Annotated in this window: 17 protein-coding genes; 6 read left to right on the forward strand and 11 right to left on the reverse strand. The window is 38.2% G+C overall.

The genetic code is table 11. From position 1 onward, the window contains the following. Positions 1-61 precede the first annotated feature (61 nt). Positions 62-1,288, reverse strand: coding sequence for a glycosyltransferase family 4 protein (locus ACH3PA_RS04045; RefSeq protein WP_416440103.1), 1,227 nt, complete (start codon positions 1,286-1,288; stop codon positions 62-64). A 192-nt stretch (positions 1,289-1,480) separates the two neighbouring features. On the opposite strand from ACH3PA_RS04045, the gene ACH3PA_RS04050 reads away from it, so the two are divergent. Then, positions 1,481-1,984 (forward strand): GbsR/MarR family transcriptional regulator, encoded by a 504-nt coding sequence (locus tag ACH3PA_RS04050; protein ID WP_416440101.1) that lies wholly within the window; start codon positions 1,481-1,483, stop codon positions 1,982-1,984. Positions 1,985-2,075: 91 nt separating this feature from the next. On the opposite strand, the gene gcvP is transcribed toward ACH3PA_RS04050, so the two are convergent. Then, entirely contained in the window at positions 2,076-4,925 is a 2,850-nt protein-coding gene (gene gcvP / locus ACH3PA_RS04055) for an aminomethyl-transferring glycine dehydrogenase (protein ID WP_416440099.1), read from the reverse strand. A 123-nt stretch (positions 4,926-5,048) separates the two neighbouring features. Here gcvP and ACH3PA_RS04060 point away from each other — a divergent pair, with 123 nt between their 5' ends. After that, positions 5,049-5,861, forward strand: a complete 813-nt coding sequence (locus tag ACH3PA_RS04060; RefSeq protein ID WP_416440097.1) for a hypothetical protein — start codon at positions 5,049-5,051, stop codon at positions 5,859-5,861. On the opposite strand, the gene ACH3PA_RS04065 is transcribed toward ACH3PA_RS04060, so the two are convergent. Further along, on the reverse strand, positions 5,854-6,102 hold the full coding sequence (locus ACH3PA_RS04065; protein WP_416440095.1) for a hypothetical protein: 249 nt from the start codon (positions 6,100-6,102) through the stop codon (positions 5,854-5,856). The genes ACH3PA_RS04060 and ACH3PA_RS04065 overlap by 8 nt on opposite strands. Beyond that, positions 6,102-6,653: a sigma-70 family RNA polymerase sigma factor gene (locus ACH3PA_RS04070; RefSeq protein ID WP_416440093.1), complete on the reverse strand. Its 552-nt coding sequence runs from the start codon at positions 6,651-6,653 to the stop codon at positions 6,102-6,104. Before ACH3PA_RS04070 ends, ACH3PA_RS04065 begins: the two co-directional genes overlap by 1 nt. Before the next feature lie 164 nt (positions 6,654-6,817). On the opposite strand from ACH3PA_RS04070, the gene ACH3PA_RS04075 reads away from it, so the two are divergent. Both ACH3PA_RS04075 and ACH3PA_RS04080 read left to right on the forward strand, forming a co-directional pair. Then, positions 6,818-7,339, forward strand: coding sequence for a methyltransferase (locus ACH3PA_RS04075; RefSeq protein ID WP_416440091.1), 522 nt, complete (start codon positions 6,818-6,820; stop codon positions 7,337-7,339). Then, on the forward strand, positions 7,339-8,187 hold the full coding sequence (locus ACH3PA_RS04080) for a glycosyltransferase (RefSeq protein ID WP_416440089.1): 849 nt from the start codon (positions 7,339-7,341) through the stop codon (positions 8,185-8,187). Before ACH3PA_RS04075 ends, ACH3PA_RS04080 begins: the two co-directional genes overlap by 1 nt. 120 nt (positions 8,188-8,307) lie before the next feature. Here ACH3PA_RS04080 and pafA read toward each other — a convergent pair whose 3' ends face one another. Continuing rightward, a complete protein-coding gene (gene pafA, locus ACH3PA_RS04085; protein WP_416446667.1) occupies positions 8,308-9,960 on the reverse strand; it encodes an alkaline phosphatase PafA in 1,653 nt (550 codons plus the stop codon). A 113-nt stretch (positions 9,961-10,073) separates the two neighbouring features. Here pafA and ACH3PA_RS04090 point away from each other — a divergent pair, with 113 nt between their 5' ends. Then, the gene (locus ACH3PA_RS04090; RefSeq protein ID WP_416440087.1) at positions 10,074-10,811 is read left to right on the forward strand and encodes an MlaE family ABC transporter permease; all 738 of its coding nucleotides are present in this window, start codon (positions 10,074-10,076) and stop codon (positions 10,809-10,811) included. After that, on the forward strand, positions 10,811-11,581 hold the full coding sequence (locus ACH3PA_RS04095; RefSeq protein ID WP_416440085.1) for an ABC transporter ATP-binding protein: 771 nt from the start codon (positions 10,811-10,813) through the stop codon (positions 11,579-11,581). Before ACH3PA_RS04090 ends, ACH3PA_RS04095 begins: the two co-directional genes overlap by 1 nt. On the opposite strand, the gene ACH3PA_RS04100 is transcribed toward ACH3PA_RS04095, so the two are convergent. The 6 genes from ACH3PA_RS04100 to ACH3PA_RS04125 form a co-directional block, all read right to left on the reverse strand. Then, positions 11,582-13,012 (reverse strand): DUF389 domain-containing protein, encoded by a 1,431-nt coding sequence (locus tag ACH3PA_RS04100; RefSeq protein ID WP_416440083.1) that lies wholly within the window; start codon positions 13,010-13,012, stop codon positions 11,582-11,584. A 3-nt stretch (positions 13,013-13,015) separates the two neighbouring features. Then, positions 13,016-14,119, reverse strand: coding sequence for a mannose-1-phosphate guanylyltransferase (locus ACH3PA_RS04105; RefSeq protein WP_416440081.1), 1,104 nt, complete (start codon positions 14,117-14,119; stop codon positions 13,016-13,018). Between the two features lie 13 nt (positions 14,120-14,132). Beyond that, a complete protein-coding gene (locus ACH3PA_RS04110) occupies positions 14,133-14,726 on the reverse strand; it encodes a SprT-like domain-containing protein (RefSeq protein ID WP_416440079.1) in 594 nt (197 codons plus the stop codon). A 3-nt stretch (positions 14,727-14,729) separates the two neighbouring features. Beyond that, positions 14,730-15,416 (reverse strand): SDR family NAD(P)-dependent oxidoreductase, encoded by a 687-nt coding sequence (locus ACH3PA_RS04115; protein ID WP_416440077.1) that lies wholly within the window; start codon positions 15,414-15,416, stop codon positions 14,730-14,732. Then, positions 15,409-16,449 carry a M28 family metallopeptidase gene (locus ACH3PA_RS04120; RefSeq protein ID WP_416440074.1) on the reverse strand — a complete coding sequence of 347 codons (1,041 nt, stop codon included), beginning with the start codon at positions 16,447-16,449 and terminating at the stop codon, positions 15,409-15,411. The genes ACH3PA_RS04115 and ACH3PA_RS04120 overlap by 8 nt, the downstream gene beginning before the upstream one ends. Before the next feature lie 65 nt (positions 16,450-16,514). Continuing rightward, a complete protein-coding gene (locus tag ACH3PA_RS04125) occupies positions 16,515-18,245 on the reverse strand; it encodes a pyruvate dehydrogenase complex dihydrolipoamide acetyltransferase (RefSeq protein ID WP_416440072.1) in 1,731 nt (576 codons plus the stop codon).

An 18,245-nucleotide genomic window follows, 5' to 3' on the forward strand; every position in this document is an offset into this window, starting at 1 on the left:
TAAAAGCGAAATTTGAACTCAGTAGGTCACCCTGAACTGGTTTCAGGTTCTCACAACATCATTACTTATTTTTTTCTTCAATCCACCGGCTCATAAACTTTGTTGACTGCAGAGAGTGATGTTGCAGCATCGCTCCTGTGAAATTATGCAGACGGTGCTTTTGTAAATTAGCCAGAACATGAGCAAATCGCTGTTTTGCAATAGGAAACCAGTGTTGTTTTAAAAAACGGGTATTTATGATTTCAATGCCATTTTTCTGTGCTTTTTGCCATTTTTCTATATCTCTATAGAGATTGACAGCCCGCTCAGCAAATAGGTCTGGATCATCAATTATTTCACCATTAAAAGGAAGATTTCCGTTCATGCCCTCGGCACCAATGCTTGTAGTTACAGCCGGAGTACCACATTGCATAGCTTCAAGCAATTTACCTTTAAGGCCGGCACCGGTGCGCAAAGGAGCCAGAAGAACGCGCGAATCACCTATTACTTCAAAAGCATTTTCAGCTTTACCCATAATATAAAATCCCTCTTGTGGATTATGTAATTGCATGACTTTTTGAGAAGGATAAGAACCGTAAATTTTTAGTTGAGCATCAGGTAATTCCTTTTTGATCATTGGCCAAATTGCTTCTTTTAGATAGCGTGCACTTTGCCAATTAGGCTCATGGCGAAAGTTACCTATCGTCATAAAATCCTGCCGATTTTCATAGGTTTTCCACCGATTTTTACTTGTTTCAGTCAGTTTTTCCACCATAAATGGAAGGTAAAGTAACAGCGCTTCCGGCACATGAAAGAAGTTCTTTAGATAATCCAATTCCACTTCGGAAATAATTAACGAAAGATCGCATCTATAAATACTGGCTATCTCCCGTTTTGCATAATCATTCACCAGAAATTCTTCAGTAAATGATACATTTTGTTTTAAAGCGGCTTCTCTTCCTTTTCGTAATCCATGCAAATCTTCAGTATCAAGAATTCGCAAGGCATCAGGACAATTTTCGGCAATGCGCCAGCCAAATTGCTCTTCGACCATAAACCGATCAAACATAACGATATCAGGCTGCAACGCTTTCGCGAAAGCATCAAAACTGGAATTATTAAGCGCTATTGTATGTTCAACAATTCCTAAAATCCCAAAGTCTGCAGCTGCTTCTCCTTTAACCGAAGCACTCGCAAAATGCACTTCCCAATTCTCACTTTGAAAAAGCTCTATGAGCTGCATCATTCTGTTTCCAGCCGCAGAAGACGTGGGTTCTGGCCAAACCTGGCCTATGATTAAAACTTTCATGGAGTAAAGATAGTTTTTGTCCATTTCACAGTCTAGTTCTCAATACACTTCTCCCTACCGGTCGAAGCACTCGAACTGAAAACTGGATTTATGTCACTTCGAGTGAACTGCATGAAGCGAGAGCGGAAAGTAATTTTTATCGAGAAGATACGTGAAACTTTCAATTAAAATTGAAAGTTCATATATTTAAGCATGGAATTTACAGAAGCTAAAGAACAGTTTTTAAAAACTTGGGGCGAACTAGGTGCCAATTGGGGCATTAATAAAACTATGGCTCAAATACACGCGCTTTTAATGGTAGCTCCAGATTCCCTTTCTATGGAAGAAATTATGGAAGAACTGCATATTTCGCGCGGTAGCGCAAGTATGAACTTAAGAGCGTTAATTGATTGGGGACTCATTTTTAAAGAATATAAATATGGGGAACGACGTGAGTATTTTAAAGCCGAACAGGATATTGTTCAACTTGCCAGAAAAGTGGCTATTGAACGCCGAAAACGTGAGTTAAAACCAACCCTTGAGGTACTTGAAAATGTGCAGTCATTTAACTCAGACTCTTCAAAAGAAGAACGCTATTTTAAAGAAAAGACCAAAGAATTATTTGAGGTCGTTTCTAAAGCAGATACTATGCTGGAGAAAATTGTAAATCAAAAAGAAAACTGGATTACCCGGACGATTTTTAAGCTAATGACGTAGAAAATCAAATTAAAAGCACAAATTACGCTTTTAACTAAAAGTAAATATTAGACCTACAAGGTTTTGGAAACCTTGCAGGTCTTTCAGTTTATCAAGCTTCCATATATTCCTCAATTGGCGCGCAGGTACAGATAAGATTACGATCGCCAAAGGCATCATCAACGCGACGTACAGTTGGCCAGAATTTGTTATCTGCTACGTATTCTAAAGGAAATGCAGCCTGCTCCCTGCTGTAAGGGAAATCCCATGTATTTGCTGTAAGCATCATCATGGTGTGTGGTGCATTCTTTAGGACGTTATTTGGTTCTTCAGCAGATACATTATCTATCTCTTTTTTAATGGAGAGCATAGCATCGCAAAAACGATCTAATTCTGCTTTGCTTTCACTTTCTGTAGGCTCGATCATCATAGTACCAGCTACAGGAAATGAAACTGTAGGTGAGTGAAAACCATAATCCATAAGGCGTTTAGCGATATCACCCACTTCAATTCCGTTTGCTTTAAAAGGTCTGCAATCAATTATCATTTCATGTGCAGCCCGACCTTTTTCACCTGTATATAAGACATCAAAAGCTCCGGTTAAACGTTCTTTAATGTAATTTGCATTGAGAATAGCAGCTTCTGTTGATTGTTTTAATCCTTCTGCTCCCAGCATTTTAATGTAAGCATAAGAAATTAGGCAAACCAAAGAAGAACCCCAAGGCGCTGCAGAAATTGCAGTTATTGCTTCTTTTCCACCGGTTTTAATTACAGGATTACCCGGTAAAAATGGAACCAATTGTTCTGCCACACAAATAGGCCCAACACCAGGACCGCCACCACCATGCGGAATAGCAAAGGTTTTATGTAAATTTAAATGACAAACATCTGCGCCAATATTTCCCGGATTGGTTAAACCAACCTGCGCATTCATGTTCGCGCCATCCATATAAACTTGCCCGCCGTTATCATGAATGATTCCGGTAATTTCCTGAATGGCACTTTCATAAACGCCGTGCGTTGATGGGTATGTCACCATTAAGGCAGCCAGATTATCTTTATATTTTTCTGTTTTTTCACGTAGATCTTCTACGTCAATATTCCCTTTTTCATTTGCTTTAGTAACCACAACATCCATTCCCGCCATTACAGCACTCGCCGGATTTGTACCGTGAGCCGATGAAGGTATCAAACAAATATTACGATGTCCTTCTCCCCTGCTTTCATGATATGCACGAATCACCATAAGACCGGCATATTCTCCCTGCGCACCAGAATTAGGCTGAAGTGAAGTCGCTGCAAAACCTGTGATTTCTGTAAGCTGCTCTTCTAGTTTATTAAGTACAATTTGATAACCTTCTGCTTGGTCAACAGGAGCGAAAGGATGGATATTTCCCCAACGTGGGTCACTCAATGGCAACATTTCTGCTGCTGCATTTAGTTTCATTGTGCACGATCCCAGCGAGATCATGCTGTGATTTAATGATAGATCTTTACGCTCCAGTTTTTTGATGTAGCGCATCAATTCAGTTTCAGAATGATAAGAATTAAAGACGGCATTCGTCATGAAATCAGTCTGCCGCTGTAAATTTTCTGGAATAGAAGTTTGATCTAACAATCTGTCTACTCTCGTGAATTCTTTATTTAAAGCTTCCGCGAAAACGAATACAATTTTGTTTAAGTCTTCAAGACTTGTAGTTTCGTTTACCGAAATTGTTACCGTTTCAGTATCGGGATAATGAAAGTTGATCTGATTTTCTTTCGCAATAGCGGCAATTTTACTTACATCAGCTTTGACCGATATTGTGTCGAAAAAAGCCGTATTTGACTGGTAAAAGCCTAGTTTTTCTAAAGCATCAGCCAGAGTAACCGCAGTCTTGTGCACTTTATTTGCGATGTAGCGCAAACCATCAGGACCGTGATAAACCGCATACATACCGGCCATTACAGCCAGTAAAACCTGAGCGGTGCAAATATTTGAAGTCGCCTTATCACGCTTTATGTGCTGCTCCCTGGTTTGTAGCGCCATACGCAAAGCACGATTGCCATTCATATCTTTTGTTACACCGATAATTCTGCCGGGAATATTTCTTTTATATTCATCTCGCGTAGCGAAAAATGCCGCATGTGGACCGCCATAACCTAAGGGGATACCGAAACGCTGCGTTGTACCAACAACCACATCTGCTCCTAATTTTCCGGGAGATTCTAGTGCTACAAGGCTTAAAATATCTGCCGCTACAGCGATTTTAATATTGGCTTCTTTCGCTTTAGCTATAAAATTACTGTAATCGTAAACTTGCCCGCTAGCTGAAGGATATTGAACTAACGCTCCAAAAAATTCATTAGAGAAATCAAAATCCTCGTGATTGCCAATTATGAGTTCGATACCAACAGGAATAGACCTGGTCTTTAGCAACGAGATAGTTTGTGGCAATACTTCTTCTGAGACGAAGAATTTTACCACATTATTTTTCTTCTGATTTCTATCGCGTAATGCAGCAATTAAAGTCATCGCTTCTGCAGCTGCTGTAGCTTCATCTAATAAAGAAGCATTTGCAAGTTCCATCCCGGTAAGGTCACTCACCATGGTTTGAAAATTAAGCAAAGCTTCAAGGCGACCCTGAGCGATTTCAGCTTGATATGGTGTATAAGCCGTATACCAGCCTGGATTTTCTAAAATATTACGCTGAATAACAGCGGGTATTTTTGCCTCATTATATCCTAAACCTATATATGATTTAAAGACTTTGTTCTTAGCTGCGAGTTCGTTGATATGCGTTGCATATTCATACTCACTCAGCGCTGGTGCAAGATTTAAAGGTTTTTTAAGTTTTATTCCGTCGGGAAGAGTTTCATAGATAAGTTGGTCCATATTCTCAACCCCGATAGCTTTCAGCATTTCTTCTTTCTCACTTTCTCTGGGGCCTATATGGCGTAGGGCAAAAACGTCTGTTCTCATAGCAGTTGTTAAACGTATTTAAGTTGCGCAAAATTAGTAAACCTCACCTGATTTATATCTTAGTAAACTTCAACTTTTTAAACAAATAATAGACTTATCAACAGGTTCAATTACATTTGTGAAATGAAGTGGTTTACAAAGCTTTTTAATTTCTATATCAATAGCAGTATACACGTAGCATTGGCCGTGTGTGCTTTGACTTTGATTACACTTCAGGAAATAGACAAACCGGTTAGACAAAACCTCATTCTTTTTATTTTTTTTGGCACCATAACCGGCTATAACTTTGTTAAATACTCAGGTGTAGCACGATTACACCATCGCAGTCTTACAGATAGCCTTAAGGTCATTCAGATTTTCTCATTTATGTGTTTTGCGGCATGGGTTTATTTCATCTTAAAGCTTCCGTTCAATTTCCTTCTTCGCTGTGTCCCTTTAGGTTTACTAACCTTACTCTATGCATTACCGGTTTTTCCAAAAAAAAAGAATCTAAGGCGCGTACCAACGCTTAAAATATTTGTAATTGCTGCGGTATGGGCTGGTGCAACAGTTTATTTACCTGTAGTATATCATGCGATTTTATGGGATTGGGACCTGTTTATTGTGCTTTTTCAGCGATTTTTAATCGTTCTCGCATTAATAATCCCTTTTGAAATACGAGATTATAAGTATGATGATGCAGAGTTAGGAACAATACCACAAATTCTTGGCGTGGTGCGAACAAAACTAACAGGTATAGTCCTGCTCATTGGTTTTGTAATTCTAGCCTATTTTAAAGATAATCTTAGTTATGATTATTTGTATGCTACGCTTATCATAACCATAATTTTAAGTGTTGTGATATTGCTTACGCGAAAGGAACAATCGAGGTATTTTTCTTCTTTCTGGGTAGAGGGAATACCCATTTTGTGGTGGGTGCTGTATGCGATTATTTAGAAAGTTCTTCTAAAAGACGTTGCCTGAGTATTTTTTTATCCTCTTCGGGCATCTTTTTAACCGTAGTGTTATTGAGTAGTTTGGTAAGTTTATTATTGCGTTTTGTATAATTTCTACAAGCGGGACAATAGGTTAAATGCACTATCAACCCTATCTTCTCTTTTAAACCAGCCTCGCGATATTGACTTTTGTCACAAACAAAGCCTGCTTTCTTACAACCTACAAATAATTTAACTCCCATTAAAACCAATTTTTCTCAAGGCAATCTGCGAGAGCAGTTCGAGCTCTGTGAATGATCACCCACAAATTAGACGGTGTGATATTAAATTCATTACAAATGGTTTCAGTATCCTGCCCATCTATCGTTTTACGCCTAAAAATTGCTGCCTGTTTCTCAGGCAATTTATCAAGACAAGCAAAAATAGCAAGACCTAATTCACTATTTTCCATCTCATCTTCTGCAGTCCTGTCGTAATTATCTGCTACGCGTTCTTCTAGCCAATCGCCCTCAGACTCGTCATCTGTATAATCAATATGAACCTCTGCCTTTCCTTTTTTAGAATTGATCTTCCTGTAATGATCTATTATCTTTCGCTTTAAAATAGATATAAGCCAGGTGCGTTCACTGGCTTCTCCCTTAAAGTTCTTCATAGATTTTAACCCGGCAAGAAAAGTTTCAGATATAAGATCTTGCGCCACCTCACGATCACTCACCCTAACTATGGTGTAGTTATACAGGTAATCAGAATATTTATCAACCCATTTATGCGGGTCAAGTTGATGGTCTGGCATGGTTAATTAATAGCAATAAAAATCAAAAATAAGAAAGTTTACCCGTTATTAAGTCTAGCAGCGATAACAATTATTAGCACAACTATAAGCTTAACCTTTGTCGGGTTGTGCAAAGAGTTCTCTATTTTTGTGCGAAATAAGCGCTTACGCGAAAAAAGCATCTGGTGTACGAAAAGAATTTCCCAAATAAACGATACAAAATAACGGCAGAATTTTTAAAAGAAAATATCGCCCATGGTTCTAAAATACTTGATCTGGGGGTAGAAAATCCGTTTACTGCGATCATGCAGGCTCAAGGTTATCAAGTAGAAAACACAAAAGGTGAAGACCTAGATATTGATCTCTCAGCTGCAAATACCCAAGCTGATGTTGTAACAGCTTTTGAAATTTTTGAACATTTGCTTGCACCACTCAATATACTAAGCGCTATAAAAGCAGATAAACTTGTAGCAAGCATCCCGCTTAAATTGTGGTTTGCTCCTGCTTATCGCAGCAAGGCAGATAAATGGGACAGGCATTATCACGAGTTTGAAGACTGGCAGTTTGACTGGCTTCTTGAAAAATCGGGCTGGGAAGTGAAAAATCGGAAAAAATTCACAAATCCTACCAAACAATTAGGATTGCGCCCTTTATTGCGCAGTTTTACACCGCGCTACTATATGATTTATGCAGAACGTAAAGCATAATGAAATTCTCTATAATCATACCGGCGTACAATGAAGAAGCTTTTATAGCAAAAACGCTCGACTCTTTAGTTGCACAGACGCTGCAGCCACATCAGGTTATACTAGTAGACGACAGTAGCACAGACAGAACAGCGCATATCGCTAAAGAATACGCAGAAAAACATCACTTCATTGAGGTTATTACACGCAGTTCTGAAGCGATGCATTTACCGGGAAGCAAAGTGATACAAAATTTTAATTACGGACTTCCACATCTTAAAAATGACTACGACATACTCTGCAAGTACGATTCTGACCTCATTTTTCCTGAAAATTACCTCGAAAAAGTGGCAAAAACCTTCCAAAATGACCCAAAAATCGGGATGGCTGGTGGCTTTTGTTACATTGAGAAAAACGGAAATTGGGTTCTGGAAAGTCTAACCAATAAAGATCATATACGCGGTGCACTAAAAGCGTATCGCAAAGAATGCTTCGCAGAAATAAACGGACTCAAACCAGCGATGGGCTGGGATACGATAGATGAGCTACTTGCGCAATATCACGGCTGGAAAATAGAAACTGATGAAAGTCTGCATGTAAAGCACCTTAAACCTACGGGCGCAACTTATTCCGCGAAAGCAAAATATAAACAAGGTGAGGCTTTTTACCGCATGCGCTACGGCTATTTACTCACCCTTATAGCTTCAGCAAAACTGGCTTCAAAGAAGGGAAAATTGCAATTCTTGAGCGATTATCTCAAAGGCTACCGGCTTGCACAAAAACAGAATCTTCCATTCTTGGTTAGCGAAGATGAAGGCAAATTCATCCGCGATCTACGCTGGAAAAAAATAAGACAGAAATTATTTTAGAGAGAAGACACCTGTTAGGTTTTGAACAGTTATTTAGATCAAGACTACAAGGTTTTAAAACAATTATAAATACCAAGACCTACAAGGTTTTGAAAACCTTGCAGGTCTCTATTTCAAAGATTATTGTAAAACCTGAGTCAGAACTTTTCCTGTTGTTCCATTTGGGAATTCTATGTTTAAAAGCGCTGCAATGGTGGGTGCGATATCTGTAACATAAGTTTCGGTATATGTTTTACCGGCTTTTATTCCGTTACCGTAAAACAGTAAAGGCGCATGCGTGTCATAACTTAAAGCAGTACCGTGAGTAGAACCTTTTGCAGAATAGCTGATGTACGAAGGATCAAGAACTATAAAAATGTCACCGCTTCTCTTCTGGTTAAATCCTTTTTGTACCAAAGCAGCAGTACCATATTCATAATCAGTTTCCTGTAATTGCGCGCGCGTAAAAACCTTATCTACATGATCATATTGCAGTACAAAATTTGCAATATCTTTTTCCAACTTCTCTTCGTTTATATTATTTGCAGTGAGTGCAGTGTAACTAAAAAACACCTGATAGTTAGAAATATCTTCTATTAGATCATCCCGATTATATTTAGAAGCGACAAATTCACGTATTGCAGTTGATAATGCGCCGCTGTCAAAATAGCCTGCCGGTATCTTAAGACTGCTTAAATAACCCGGCACATTTACAGCACCGTGATCTGCAGTTAGAAATAAGGTATAATTGCCTTTGCCCACTTTCTCATCAAGTGCTTCAAGTAATTTTTTAAGTTCGAGATCAAGACGTATATAAGTATCTTCAACTTCTTTAGAATTCACACCAAAGTTGTGACCTACATAATCAGTCGCACTGTAGCTCACTGTTAGAAAATCTGTATCTGCATCTGTTCCCAGTTGCTCCCCATCTATTGCAGCCAGCGCAAAATCTGTAGTTAAACTGTTACCAAATGGAGTTAATTTTAAAATATCATAACCCCCATTACGTTTGTTCAATTTTGCAAGATCATAAGGGAAAGTTGCTTTTTCTTTACCATTAAAACCTTCTTCAAAATCGTTAAGATCAGGACCGCTTTCAGTATAGGTTTTTATGTCTGCATAAGTATCCCACGGCCGTATATAAGATTTTGCTTTCGCGGAAGCATTAAAATCCTGAACCCATTTAGGAAGTTCTTTCATGTAGTATGTACTGGTAATCCACCTGCCTTCATCTCTGCCATGAAACCAATAAGCGGCATTTGCGGTATGACCCGCTGGCAGAATTGCCCCACGATCTTTTAAAGAAACTCCAATTGTTTTACCGCGCATTTGAGTATGCACGCGATTTTGATCTGTTATCGTTGTGGTTTTCATGCGATGCGGTGACATTTTACCTGCAGCATCAGTAGTACCTACTGAAGCTACCGTACTGTCTTCTGCACAATACACTTGTTTCTTTTCAAACTTATTATACCAGTTATTTGATATGATACCATGATTTGCCGGCGTGGTTCCCGTAAATATAGAAGCATGACCGGGACCCGTATATGTGGGAATATAATTATAATGATTATTCTGGCAGTCGTAACCATCATTTATTAAACGATTAAAGCCTCCTTCTCCAAATTTATCACCAAACCTGCTTAAATAATCATATCGCATTTGATCTATCACAACACCAACCACCAATTTAGGTTTTGCCTGTGAATTTTGCGTTTGCGTCAAATTGACCTGAGCATTGGTTTGAATAGCTAAAAAAATGCTAAAAACAAGGGGAAGTAGTCTGCGTAACATAAAGGTATTTGTTTCTTTGCTCAAAAGTACGAGTTCTCTTGGGAAAAAGATTAAGCTAAAGTTAAATACTCTTGCCATCTATTTTTCATATTTTAGCCATTAAGAAAAAAGCTATGAGTTACCTAAAGGACATTGGCCTTTACTTTATAATGATTAAAGGTGTTTTTATCAAGCCTACCAAGTCATCTGTATTGCGCCAATTGATTTTGAAAGAAATAGATGACCTTATTATAGGATCTCTGGGTATAGTTGCTTTTATATCTTTTTTTGTAGGCGGTGTTGTGGCTATACAGACTGCGCTTAATATGGATAATCCTTTAATTCCTAAATCACTTATAGGTTTTGCTTCACGCCAGTCTATTATTTTAGAATTTGCACCCACGTTCATATCTATAATTATGGCTGGTAAAGTGGGTTCTTTTATTACTTCAAGTATAGGGACCATGCGCGTAACAGAGCAAATTGACGCTCTGGAGGTTATGGGTATCAATTCCCTAAACTACCTGGTACTGCCAAAAATTGTAGCCATGCTTTTTTATCCGTTTGTAATAGCTATATCTATGTTTTTAGGAATAATGGGGGGCTATATCGCTGGTGTTTATGGAGGTTTTACATCTGGCGACCAATTTATTAGCGGTCTTCAGGACGATTTTATACCCTTTCATCTCGTTTATGCCTTTATAAAGACCTTTGTATTTGCAATGATCTTAGCTACAATACCTGCATATCAGGGTTATTATATGCGTGGCGGCGCTCTTGAAGTAGGTAAGGCAAGCACCACATCTTTCGTATGGACGAGTGTGGCTATTATTCTTGCTAATTATATTATAACTCAACTACTCCTAAGCTAATGATAGAGGTACAGAATTTAAAGAAAGGCTTTGACGGGGAAATGATTCTTAAAGGGATTAGCACCACTTTTGAGAAAGGCAAGACTAATCTCATTATTGGGCAGAGTGGATCTGGTAAAACGGTATTCTTAAAATGTTTGCTTGGTCTTTTTAGACCTACTGAAGGCAAAATATTATATGATGGTGAGGCTTACTCTGAGCTTAACCCTGAAGATCAAAGAAAGCTAAGAGAGCAAATGGGAATGGTTTTTCAGGGAAGCGCCCTGTTTGATTCTATGACAGTAGAAGAGAATATTATGTTCCCTCTACGTATGTTTACTAAACTAAGAAAAACTGAAAGGCTTGATCGCGCTAACGAAGTTATAAAGCGCGTAAATCTTACTAACGCAAATAAGAAACTACCTTCTGAAATTTCTGGTGGAATGCAAAAACGAGTTGCAATAGCAAGAGCTATTGTAAATCATCCTAAATATCTTTTTTGTGATGAACCTAACTCAGGTCTCGATCCTCGTACGGCTACCTTAATAGATAATCTTATACAGGAAATCACTAAAGAGTATGATATCACGACCATGATTAATACTCATGACATGAACTCTGTTATGGAGATAGGTGAAAAAATTGTGTTCTTACAAAAAGGACATCTTGCCTGGGAAGGGACTAAAGATGAGATTTTTAGAACTGATAATGAAGATGTAACGAACTTCGTTTATTCTTCAGACCTTTTCAAAAAAGTAAGAGAATCACTTAATGAAAGTGCAGAAGAATAGTTAGTACTGAGACACTACAAGCGTATCAAGATTATACTTTAGTTTAAGCCACTCCCCTAATTTTCGCTGCTGAGTTGCTCTGTCATTTTGTGCAACTTCTTTATTCCATTTTACCAAAAATGTAGGGATTGTATCAGATTTTTTAAAATCGGTATTGACGATGTTTGAAAAACCAAATCTATCAATACCTTCATAATTTATCTTCACTTCTTTGCTCAGATTTTCAAAAGGAATTGCAGAAGCGCGCAGTTTATTTATCTCTTCTTCAAGTAATAAAATTTGTGAATTCTTATCAGAAAGCGCTTGTTGATTATTCACATACAGATCTTCAAGAATACCTGATTTTACCTGACTGCTTAACTGCTCTGCCATTGCAGAAGATTGATCTGAACCCTGATGTATTTTGAGATCCACATCTGCTAATTCTTGTGATTCTTTAAGTTCTCTTAACCATTCCTGAATCTTGTCCCGTGGCACTAAAGCTCCTATAAGGTAAACATCAATTTGTTTACTCTTGTAATCCTGCGAAAACTTAACTACCTCTGCGCCCTCATAGCGAATAATCGATTCGACAAATTGTTTGGTATCCTGCTCAAATACCTGTTGTTGTAGTAAATTCCAAAAAAGATACACACTGGGTACCATAACAATAATTGCAATTAATGAAGCAAGTTGAGCCGTGCGTTTTCTACGCTTAGAATTAGCATATTTAACTAACGGGAAACCTAATAATTTTGCTACAACGAAAGTAGAAAGTGCTATGAATACCGCATTAATTGAAAAAAGATATAAGGCACCCCCGGCGTAAGAGAAATCCCATACAGCAAGGCCATACCCAACTGTACAGAGTGGCGGCATTAAAGCCGTAGCGATTGCCACACCAAAAATTACACTGGCTATAGTTCCTTTTTTAGTTTTAGCAACAATCAACGCCAGACCACCAAAAATCGCCACTAAAACATCTAAAATCGTAGGATAGGTACGAGCTTCAAGTTCTGGTGTTAATTCGGTTAACGGTGAAACAGAAAAATATATAGTAGCAGTAAGCACACTGAGTACCACCATTACAGATAAATTGATAAGCGATCTTTTTAAAGTATCTAGATCATTAATAGCCACAGAAAGACCAACCCCCACAATAGGACCCATTAAAGGAGAAATAAGCATAGCGCCTATCACCACTGCTGTACTACTTACATTGAGCCCAATAGATGCAACAAAGATTGAAAATACAAGAATCCATGCATTGTGACCTTTAAAAGGAATATCCTTTTTAACAGCCTCAATTGTAGAATCACGATCAGTATCACTGCGGATATCAAGTAATTCTGAAAGAAAGCTTTTAATATTCTGCCACAGACTTTGAGCGTCTTTGGTAATATTATCCTTTACTTCAATTTCAGAATTTTTAGGGGAAGAATCGTGCTCCATATCTTAAACTAAATCTTGACCATATTGCTCTTTAACCAATTGTCTCATCTTTTTAACCTGCTGTTCCTGGCTTTTAGGCATGATCAATAACACATCATCGTTATCTACAACCACAAAGTCATTTAAACCATCAAGCACGACTACTTTATTCCTTTTGGTTCTAACCAAATTCCCCGAAGAGTGAGAGGCTACTACACGCGCATTAATTATCACATTAAGCTCGACATTCTTATCCATTTTATCGTAAAGAGATCCCCATGCACCCAGATCACTCCAGTCAAAACTTGCAGGTATAACTCCTACATTAGCGCTTTTTTCAAGAATCCCGTAGTCAATGCTTATATCTTCGGCATCAGGATAGAATTTATCAATAAAATCCTGTTCTTTTTCAGTATTTAGAACTTCAATTCCCTTACTAAAAAGAGCATACATATCGGGAATATATTTTTGAAAAGCCTCTGTAATTGCTTTTACACTCCAGATAAAAATACCTGCATTCCATAAATAATTACCTTGAGCCAGAAATTTCTGCGCAGTCTCATAATCTGGTTTTTCTGTAAATGCAGATACATGTTTTACCTTTTCTTCTCCGGTTTCGTAAGCTATATAACCATATCCTGTATGAGGAAAGGTGGGTTTAATACCCAAAGTAACCAGTAATTTGTCAGTTGTTTCATCCTTGTTTTGCGCCTTACACGCTTTAAAAGCCTTTTTTAAATCTTTCGCGAAAGCTTTCTCATCTTCTATCCAGTGATCGCTGGGTGCAACTATCATTGCCGCATCAGGGTTTACCTTTTGTATTTTTAAAGCAGCCAGCAGTATACAAGGCGCCGTATTACGCATTGCCGGCTCAAGTACAATGTTAGCATCTTTAATCTGTGGAATCTGCTCGTTAACTAAACCTTTGTAACGCTCATTAGTAAGAATAAGAATATTCTCTTCTGGAACCAATTGTGATATGCGACTGAATGTGCGCTGAATTAAGGTTTCTCCCGCACCCAGTATATCATGAAATTGTTTTGGAAATTCCATTGTACTTAAAGGCCAAAAGCGAGAGCCTACACCCCCAGCCATAATAACTGCGTAATAATTTTGGTTTTTAGTCATATCTTCTAGTATTCTAGATTAGTTCTACTTCTGCGTTAGGTTGAAATAAATAGATTTTCCCGGTAGCAGTCTCAGTACATTCAAATCGCTTCACACGTTTAGCTCCTTTTTTAAAAATCTTACCATTATAAATTCTAAAAAGGCTACCCTGAGGTATTTCAAATATAAAGTTTTTATCGTTCGCCGGGTCAAATTGTTTTAAAGCCAAAGAAAGTCTGGCATCTGTGTCGCTACTGGCTTTGGGGTTTTTAAAATGTCTGGCAAGATATGGAAGTATCTGCGACGGAAATATTTCCGGTCTTAAAAATGGCAGCATTAATTGCTGAAAAGTATGCTTCCACTCTGCCCCATGAGGCTTAATTCTGGCTCCGTATTTTTTAAAAGCAACCAGATGAGCTATTTCATGAATAAGGGTTATTAGAAATCTGTAAGAATTGAGATTAGTGTTGACCGTGATCTGGTGACCCCCATCTGGCAGACGCCTGTAATCACCATGCCTTGTCACTCTTTCATTAACTATCTTTAAATGGATTCCCAGATTTTTGATAAGTTCAAAAATTGGTTCTACTGCTTGATTAGGTATATAATTAGCAAGTACTTCCTTCATACATTAAGGTGTGGAAGCTGATACCTGAAGTACCTTTCCGTTATAGTATTTATTACCGGTTAAAGCAAAATCGCTTATATAATCTGCCATTTCTTCTGCCGTTAACGGGGCTTTATAACCCGGAAAAGCTTCTTCAAGCATTTCGGTTTGCACCGCTCCTAATGCCAGCGTATTAAATGCAATATTATTCTCTTTATATTCTTCTGCCAATAATTCAAATAATGTAATTACAGCACCTTTACTGGAGCTGTAAGCGGCCAGACCCGGAAATTTCATACTTCCCTGTATTCCACCCATACTGCTTACTGCAAGGACATGAGAATGTTGTTTTAAAAATGGCAACAACTCTCTTGTTAAAGCAGCTACCCCAAAAACATTCACCTCATAGATTCTTGCAAATTCTGATGAGCTAATTTCTTCAAAGGGTTTATTGAGTAATGCCCCGGCATTGTGAATTAATATGTCTACAGACTCCCATTTATTCTTAACAAACTGTACAACATCCTGTATATCACCTTCACAGGTAATATCAAAAGGAACGGCAACAACATTGGCTAGGTTCAATTTCTTAATAGGCTCGGCGTTTCTTGAAAGAGCGAGAACATTAAAACCTTGCTTACTAAACGTTTTAACCAACTCATAACCTATCCCTCTACTGGTTCCTGTGACAATAATATTCTTTTTACTCATTCCACTCAATTTCCTGTTGTGCGCTATTAACCATACCTTCTACACCCGGAATAAGATTATTGATCACTTTTGCCATAAATTCAAAATCCATTTTATCTGCTTCATCACCTACTTTATGATAATAGTCAAAATTTGTAAAATCGAAACTTGACACAGTCTGTGCCGGCATTTTGAAGGCTTCATAAAAGGAATAATTATCGCTGCGCTTAAACAGATTATATTGTTGTGCCTGCGGCAGAAAACCCATCACTTTACGACCTGAGTATTCATTGAATTTATCTGCCATATTTGAATTGTTATAACCAGTCAAATAAACCAGAAAATCCTTATTCTGCATAGGAACACCCATCATCTCTATATTAAACATTGTATAAAGATCCAGACCCTCATCTTTTAATCTCTGTGCTAAATGCTTTGACCCAAGAAGGCCCATTTCTTCCCCCGCATACAGTGTGAAGATCATACTGCGTTTATTATTTTTCGCTTTAGCGAAATATTTTGCTAGTTCTATCACAGCAGTCGTCCCAGAAGCATCGTCATTAGCGCCATTTGCGATCGTATCACCATCTACTGCTTCTGCAGTACCAATATGGTCATAGTGAGCTCCTATAATCACAAACTCATCCTTTAATTGTGGGTCTGTTCCCGGAATCATACCTACGATATTGAAGCCCTTTTTGCCTTTTGCATCAAAATCGTCTCTATAGGTCGAAAAATAGGGTTTTATACCACTTTTCTCAAACTGCTTAGTAATATATTCAGCAGCCTTCTCTATACCTTCACTTCCTGTTGCACGACCCTGAAGTTCATCTGAAGCTAGATAGGTGAGATGTTTTTTTACATCTGCAGATTTCACTATTTGCTTTACAGGTTGGCTTGATGGAGCTGATGAAGAAGTGCTAGATGCTGCAGCGGTTGAAACGGTATTCACATTAGATTGAGACGCGGCATTAGCATCAACTTCTTTTATTTCGCCTGAGCTGCCACAAGCAAATAGGCTTAATAACAAGCCGGAAAGGATTATTTTTTTCATTCTTCTAAGATAAAAAAATCCCATCGGTAGGCGATGGGATTTTTATTAAATTCTAGTACTTACTATTAAGCCAGCATTAAAACCGGATTCTCAATATACTTCTTCAGGGTTAGTAAAAATTCTGACCCAGTTGCCCCATCTACAGTTCTATGATCACAAGCTAGTGACAAGTTCATCGTGTGACCCACTACTATCTGACCGTTCTTAACAACAGGTTTTTCTATGATCGCACCTACTGAAAGTATAGCAGAATTAGGCTGATTTATAATTGAAGTGAAGTGCTTAATACCGTACATACCAAGATTAGAAATGGTAAAAGTACTGCCTTGCATTTCTTCGGGCTTTAATTTCTTATTACGTGCCTTGCCTGCTAGATCTTTCACTTCTGCATTGATCTGCTGAAGTGACTTTTCATTAGCAAAATTAACTACCGGCACTACAAGACCATCTGGTACCGCTACAGCAACACCCATATGAACATGATGATTAAGACGCATCTTATCACTAAACCATTGTGAGTTTACCTGAGGATGCTCTTTTAAAGCGAGCGCTGTAGCCTTTACCACCATATCGTTATAAGATATTTTCGTTTCTGGCAGCTGGTTGAATTGAGCACGGAAAGCCATAGCATTCTCCATATCAAATTCAACATTTAAATAGTAATGCGGTGCAGTGAATTTAGATTCACCCAGACGCTTAGCAATCACCTTACGCATTTGAGAATTGCTTATCTCATCATAACTTTCTTCACCTGTAGGAGCAAACTGTAAAGATGCACCACCGCCAGAAGGGGTGTAATTTTCTATATCGTGACGTACAATACGACCATTATCTCCAGAACCTTTTACTTTAGAAATATCTATACCTTTATCTTCAGCTAGTTTTTTTGCTAATGGTGACGCAAAAATTCTACCGTCTGCTGTTGAAGAAGACTTCGCCTCACCAGCCATTTTTGAAGAATCAGTTTCTTTATTCTTTAGTTCTTCTTTCTTTTCCTCTTTTTTAGACTCTTCTTTCTTAGTTTCTGGTTTTTCAGCCTTTTCCTCCGATTTTGACTCTTCTTTAACCGATTTTTTAGGTTCTGCCTTAGAAGCTCCTCCAGATTTAAAACTCTTTAATATACCTGAAACGTCTGTTCCCTCTTCGCCAATTATTGCGAGAAGTGAGTCTACTTTTGCAGATTCACCTTCTTGTATACCAATATGTAGAAGTGTTCCTTTGTAAAAAGATTCAAACTCCATCGTTGCTTTATCTGTCTCGATCTCAGCAAGAATTTCTCCTTCTTCTACCTTATCTCCCTCTTTTTTCAACCATGAAGCAACTGTTCCTTCCTCCATCGTATCACTTAGGCGAGGCATTTTTACTACTTCAACCCCTTCAGGAATTTCACCTTCAGATTCTTCACCGCTGCCCTCATCTTCAGACTCATCTACATCATCAGCACCTTCTCCAGATTCAGTTTCTTCTTCCGCTTCAGCGGTATCATCTTCTGCTTCTTCTTCCGCTTTAGAATCTTCAGAACTTTCATCGCCGTTTAACAGACCTGATATATCTTCACCTTCTTCGCCAATTATGGCCAGAAGAGCATCAACTTTAGCCGTTTCACCTTCTTGTATACCAATATGAAGCAGAGTTCCTTCATAAAAGGACTCAAACTCCATCGTTGCTTTATCTGTCTCTATTTCTGCCAGTATATCGCCTTCTGAAACCTTATCTCCCTTTTTCTTTAACCAGGAAGCTACTGTTCCTTCTTCCATTGTATCGCTTAGGCGGGGCATTTTTATTACTTCTGCCAT

The sequence above is a fragment of the Leeuwenhoekiella sp. A2 genome (assembly GCF_047946655.1).
Taxonomy (GTDB): domain Bacteria; phylum Bacteroidota; class Bacteroidia; order Flavobacteriales; family Flavobacteriaceae; genus Leeuwenhoekiella.

Coding starts and splice junctions, on each gene's coding strand:
- ACH3PA_RS04045 (WP_416440103.1), bottom strand. CDS start 1,288: ATGAAAGTTTTAATCATAGGCCAGGTTTGGCCAGAACCCACGTCTTCT.
- ACH3PA_RS04050 (WP_416440101.1), top strand. CDS start 1,481: ATGGAATTTACAGAAGCTAAAGAACAGTTTTTAAAAACTTGGGGCGAA.
- gcvP (WP_416440099.1), bottom strand. CDS start 4,925: ATGAGAACAGACGTTTTTGCCCTACGCCATATAGGCCCCAGAGAAAGT.
- ACH3PA_RS04060 (WP_416440097.1), top strand. CDS start 5,049: ATGAAGTGGTTTACAAAGCTTTTTAATTTCTATATCAATAGCAGTATA.
- ACH3PA_RS04065 (WP_416440095.1), bottom strand. CDS start 6,102: ATGGGAGTTAAATTATTTGTAGGTTGTAAGAAAGCAGGCTTTGTTTGT.
- ACH3PA_RS04070 (WP_416440093.1), bottom strand. CDS start 6,653: ATGCCAGACCATCAACTTGACCCGCATAAATGGGTTGATAAATATTCT.
- ACH3PA_RS04080 (WP_416440089.1), top strand. CDS start 7,339: ATGAAATTCTCTATAATCATACCGGCGTACAATGAAGAAGCTTTTATA.
- pafA (WP_416446667.1), bottom strand. CDS start 9,960: ATGTTACGCAGACTACTTCCCCTTGTTTTTAGCATTTTTTTAGCTATT.
- ACH3PA_RS04090 (WP_416440087.1), top strand. CDS start 10,074: ATGAGTTACCTAAAGGACATTGGCCTTTACTTTATAATGATTAAAGGT.
- ACH3PA_RS04095 (WP_416440085.1), top strand. CDS start 10,811: ATGATAGAGGTACAGAATTTAAAGAAAGGCTTTGACGGGGAAATGATT.
- ACH3PA_RS04100 (WP_416440083.1), bottom strand. CDS start 13,012: ATGGAGCACGATTCTTCCCCTAAAAATTCTGAAATTGAAGTAAAGGAT.
- ACH3PA_RS04105 (WP_416440081.1), bottom strand. CDS start 14,119: ATGACTAAAAACCAAAATTATTACGCAGTTATTATGGCTGGGGGTGTA.
- ACH3PA_RS04110 (WP_416440079.1), bottom strand. CDS start 14,726: ATGAAGGAAGTACTTGCTAATTATATACCTAATCAAGCAGTAGAACCA.
- ACH3PA_RS04115 (WP_416440077.1), bottom strand. CDS start 15,416: ATGAGTAAAAAGAATATTATTGTCACAGGAACCAGTAGAGGGATAGGT.
- ACH3PA_RS04120 (WP_416440074.1), bottom strand. CDS start 16,449: ATGAAAAAAATAATCCTTTCCGGCTTGTTATTAAGCCTATTTGCTTGT.
- ACH3PA_RS04125 (WP_416440072.1), bottom strand. CDS start 18,245: ATGGCAGAAGTAATAAAAATGCCCCGCCTAAGCGATACAATGGAAGAA.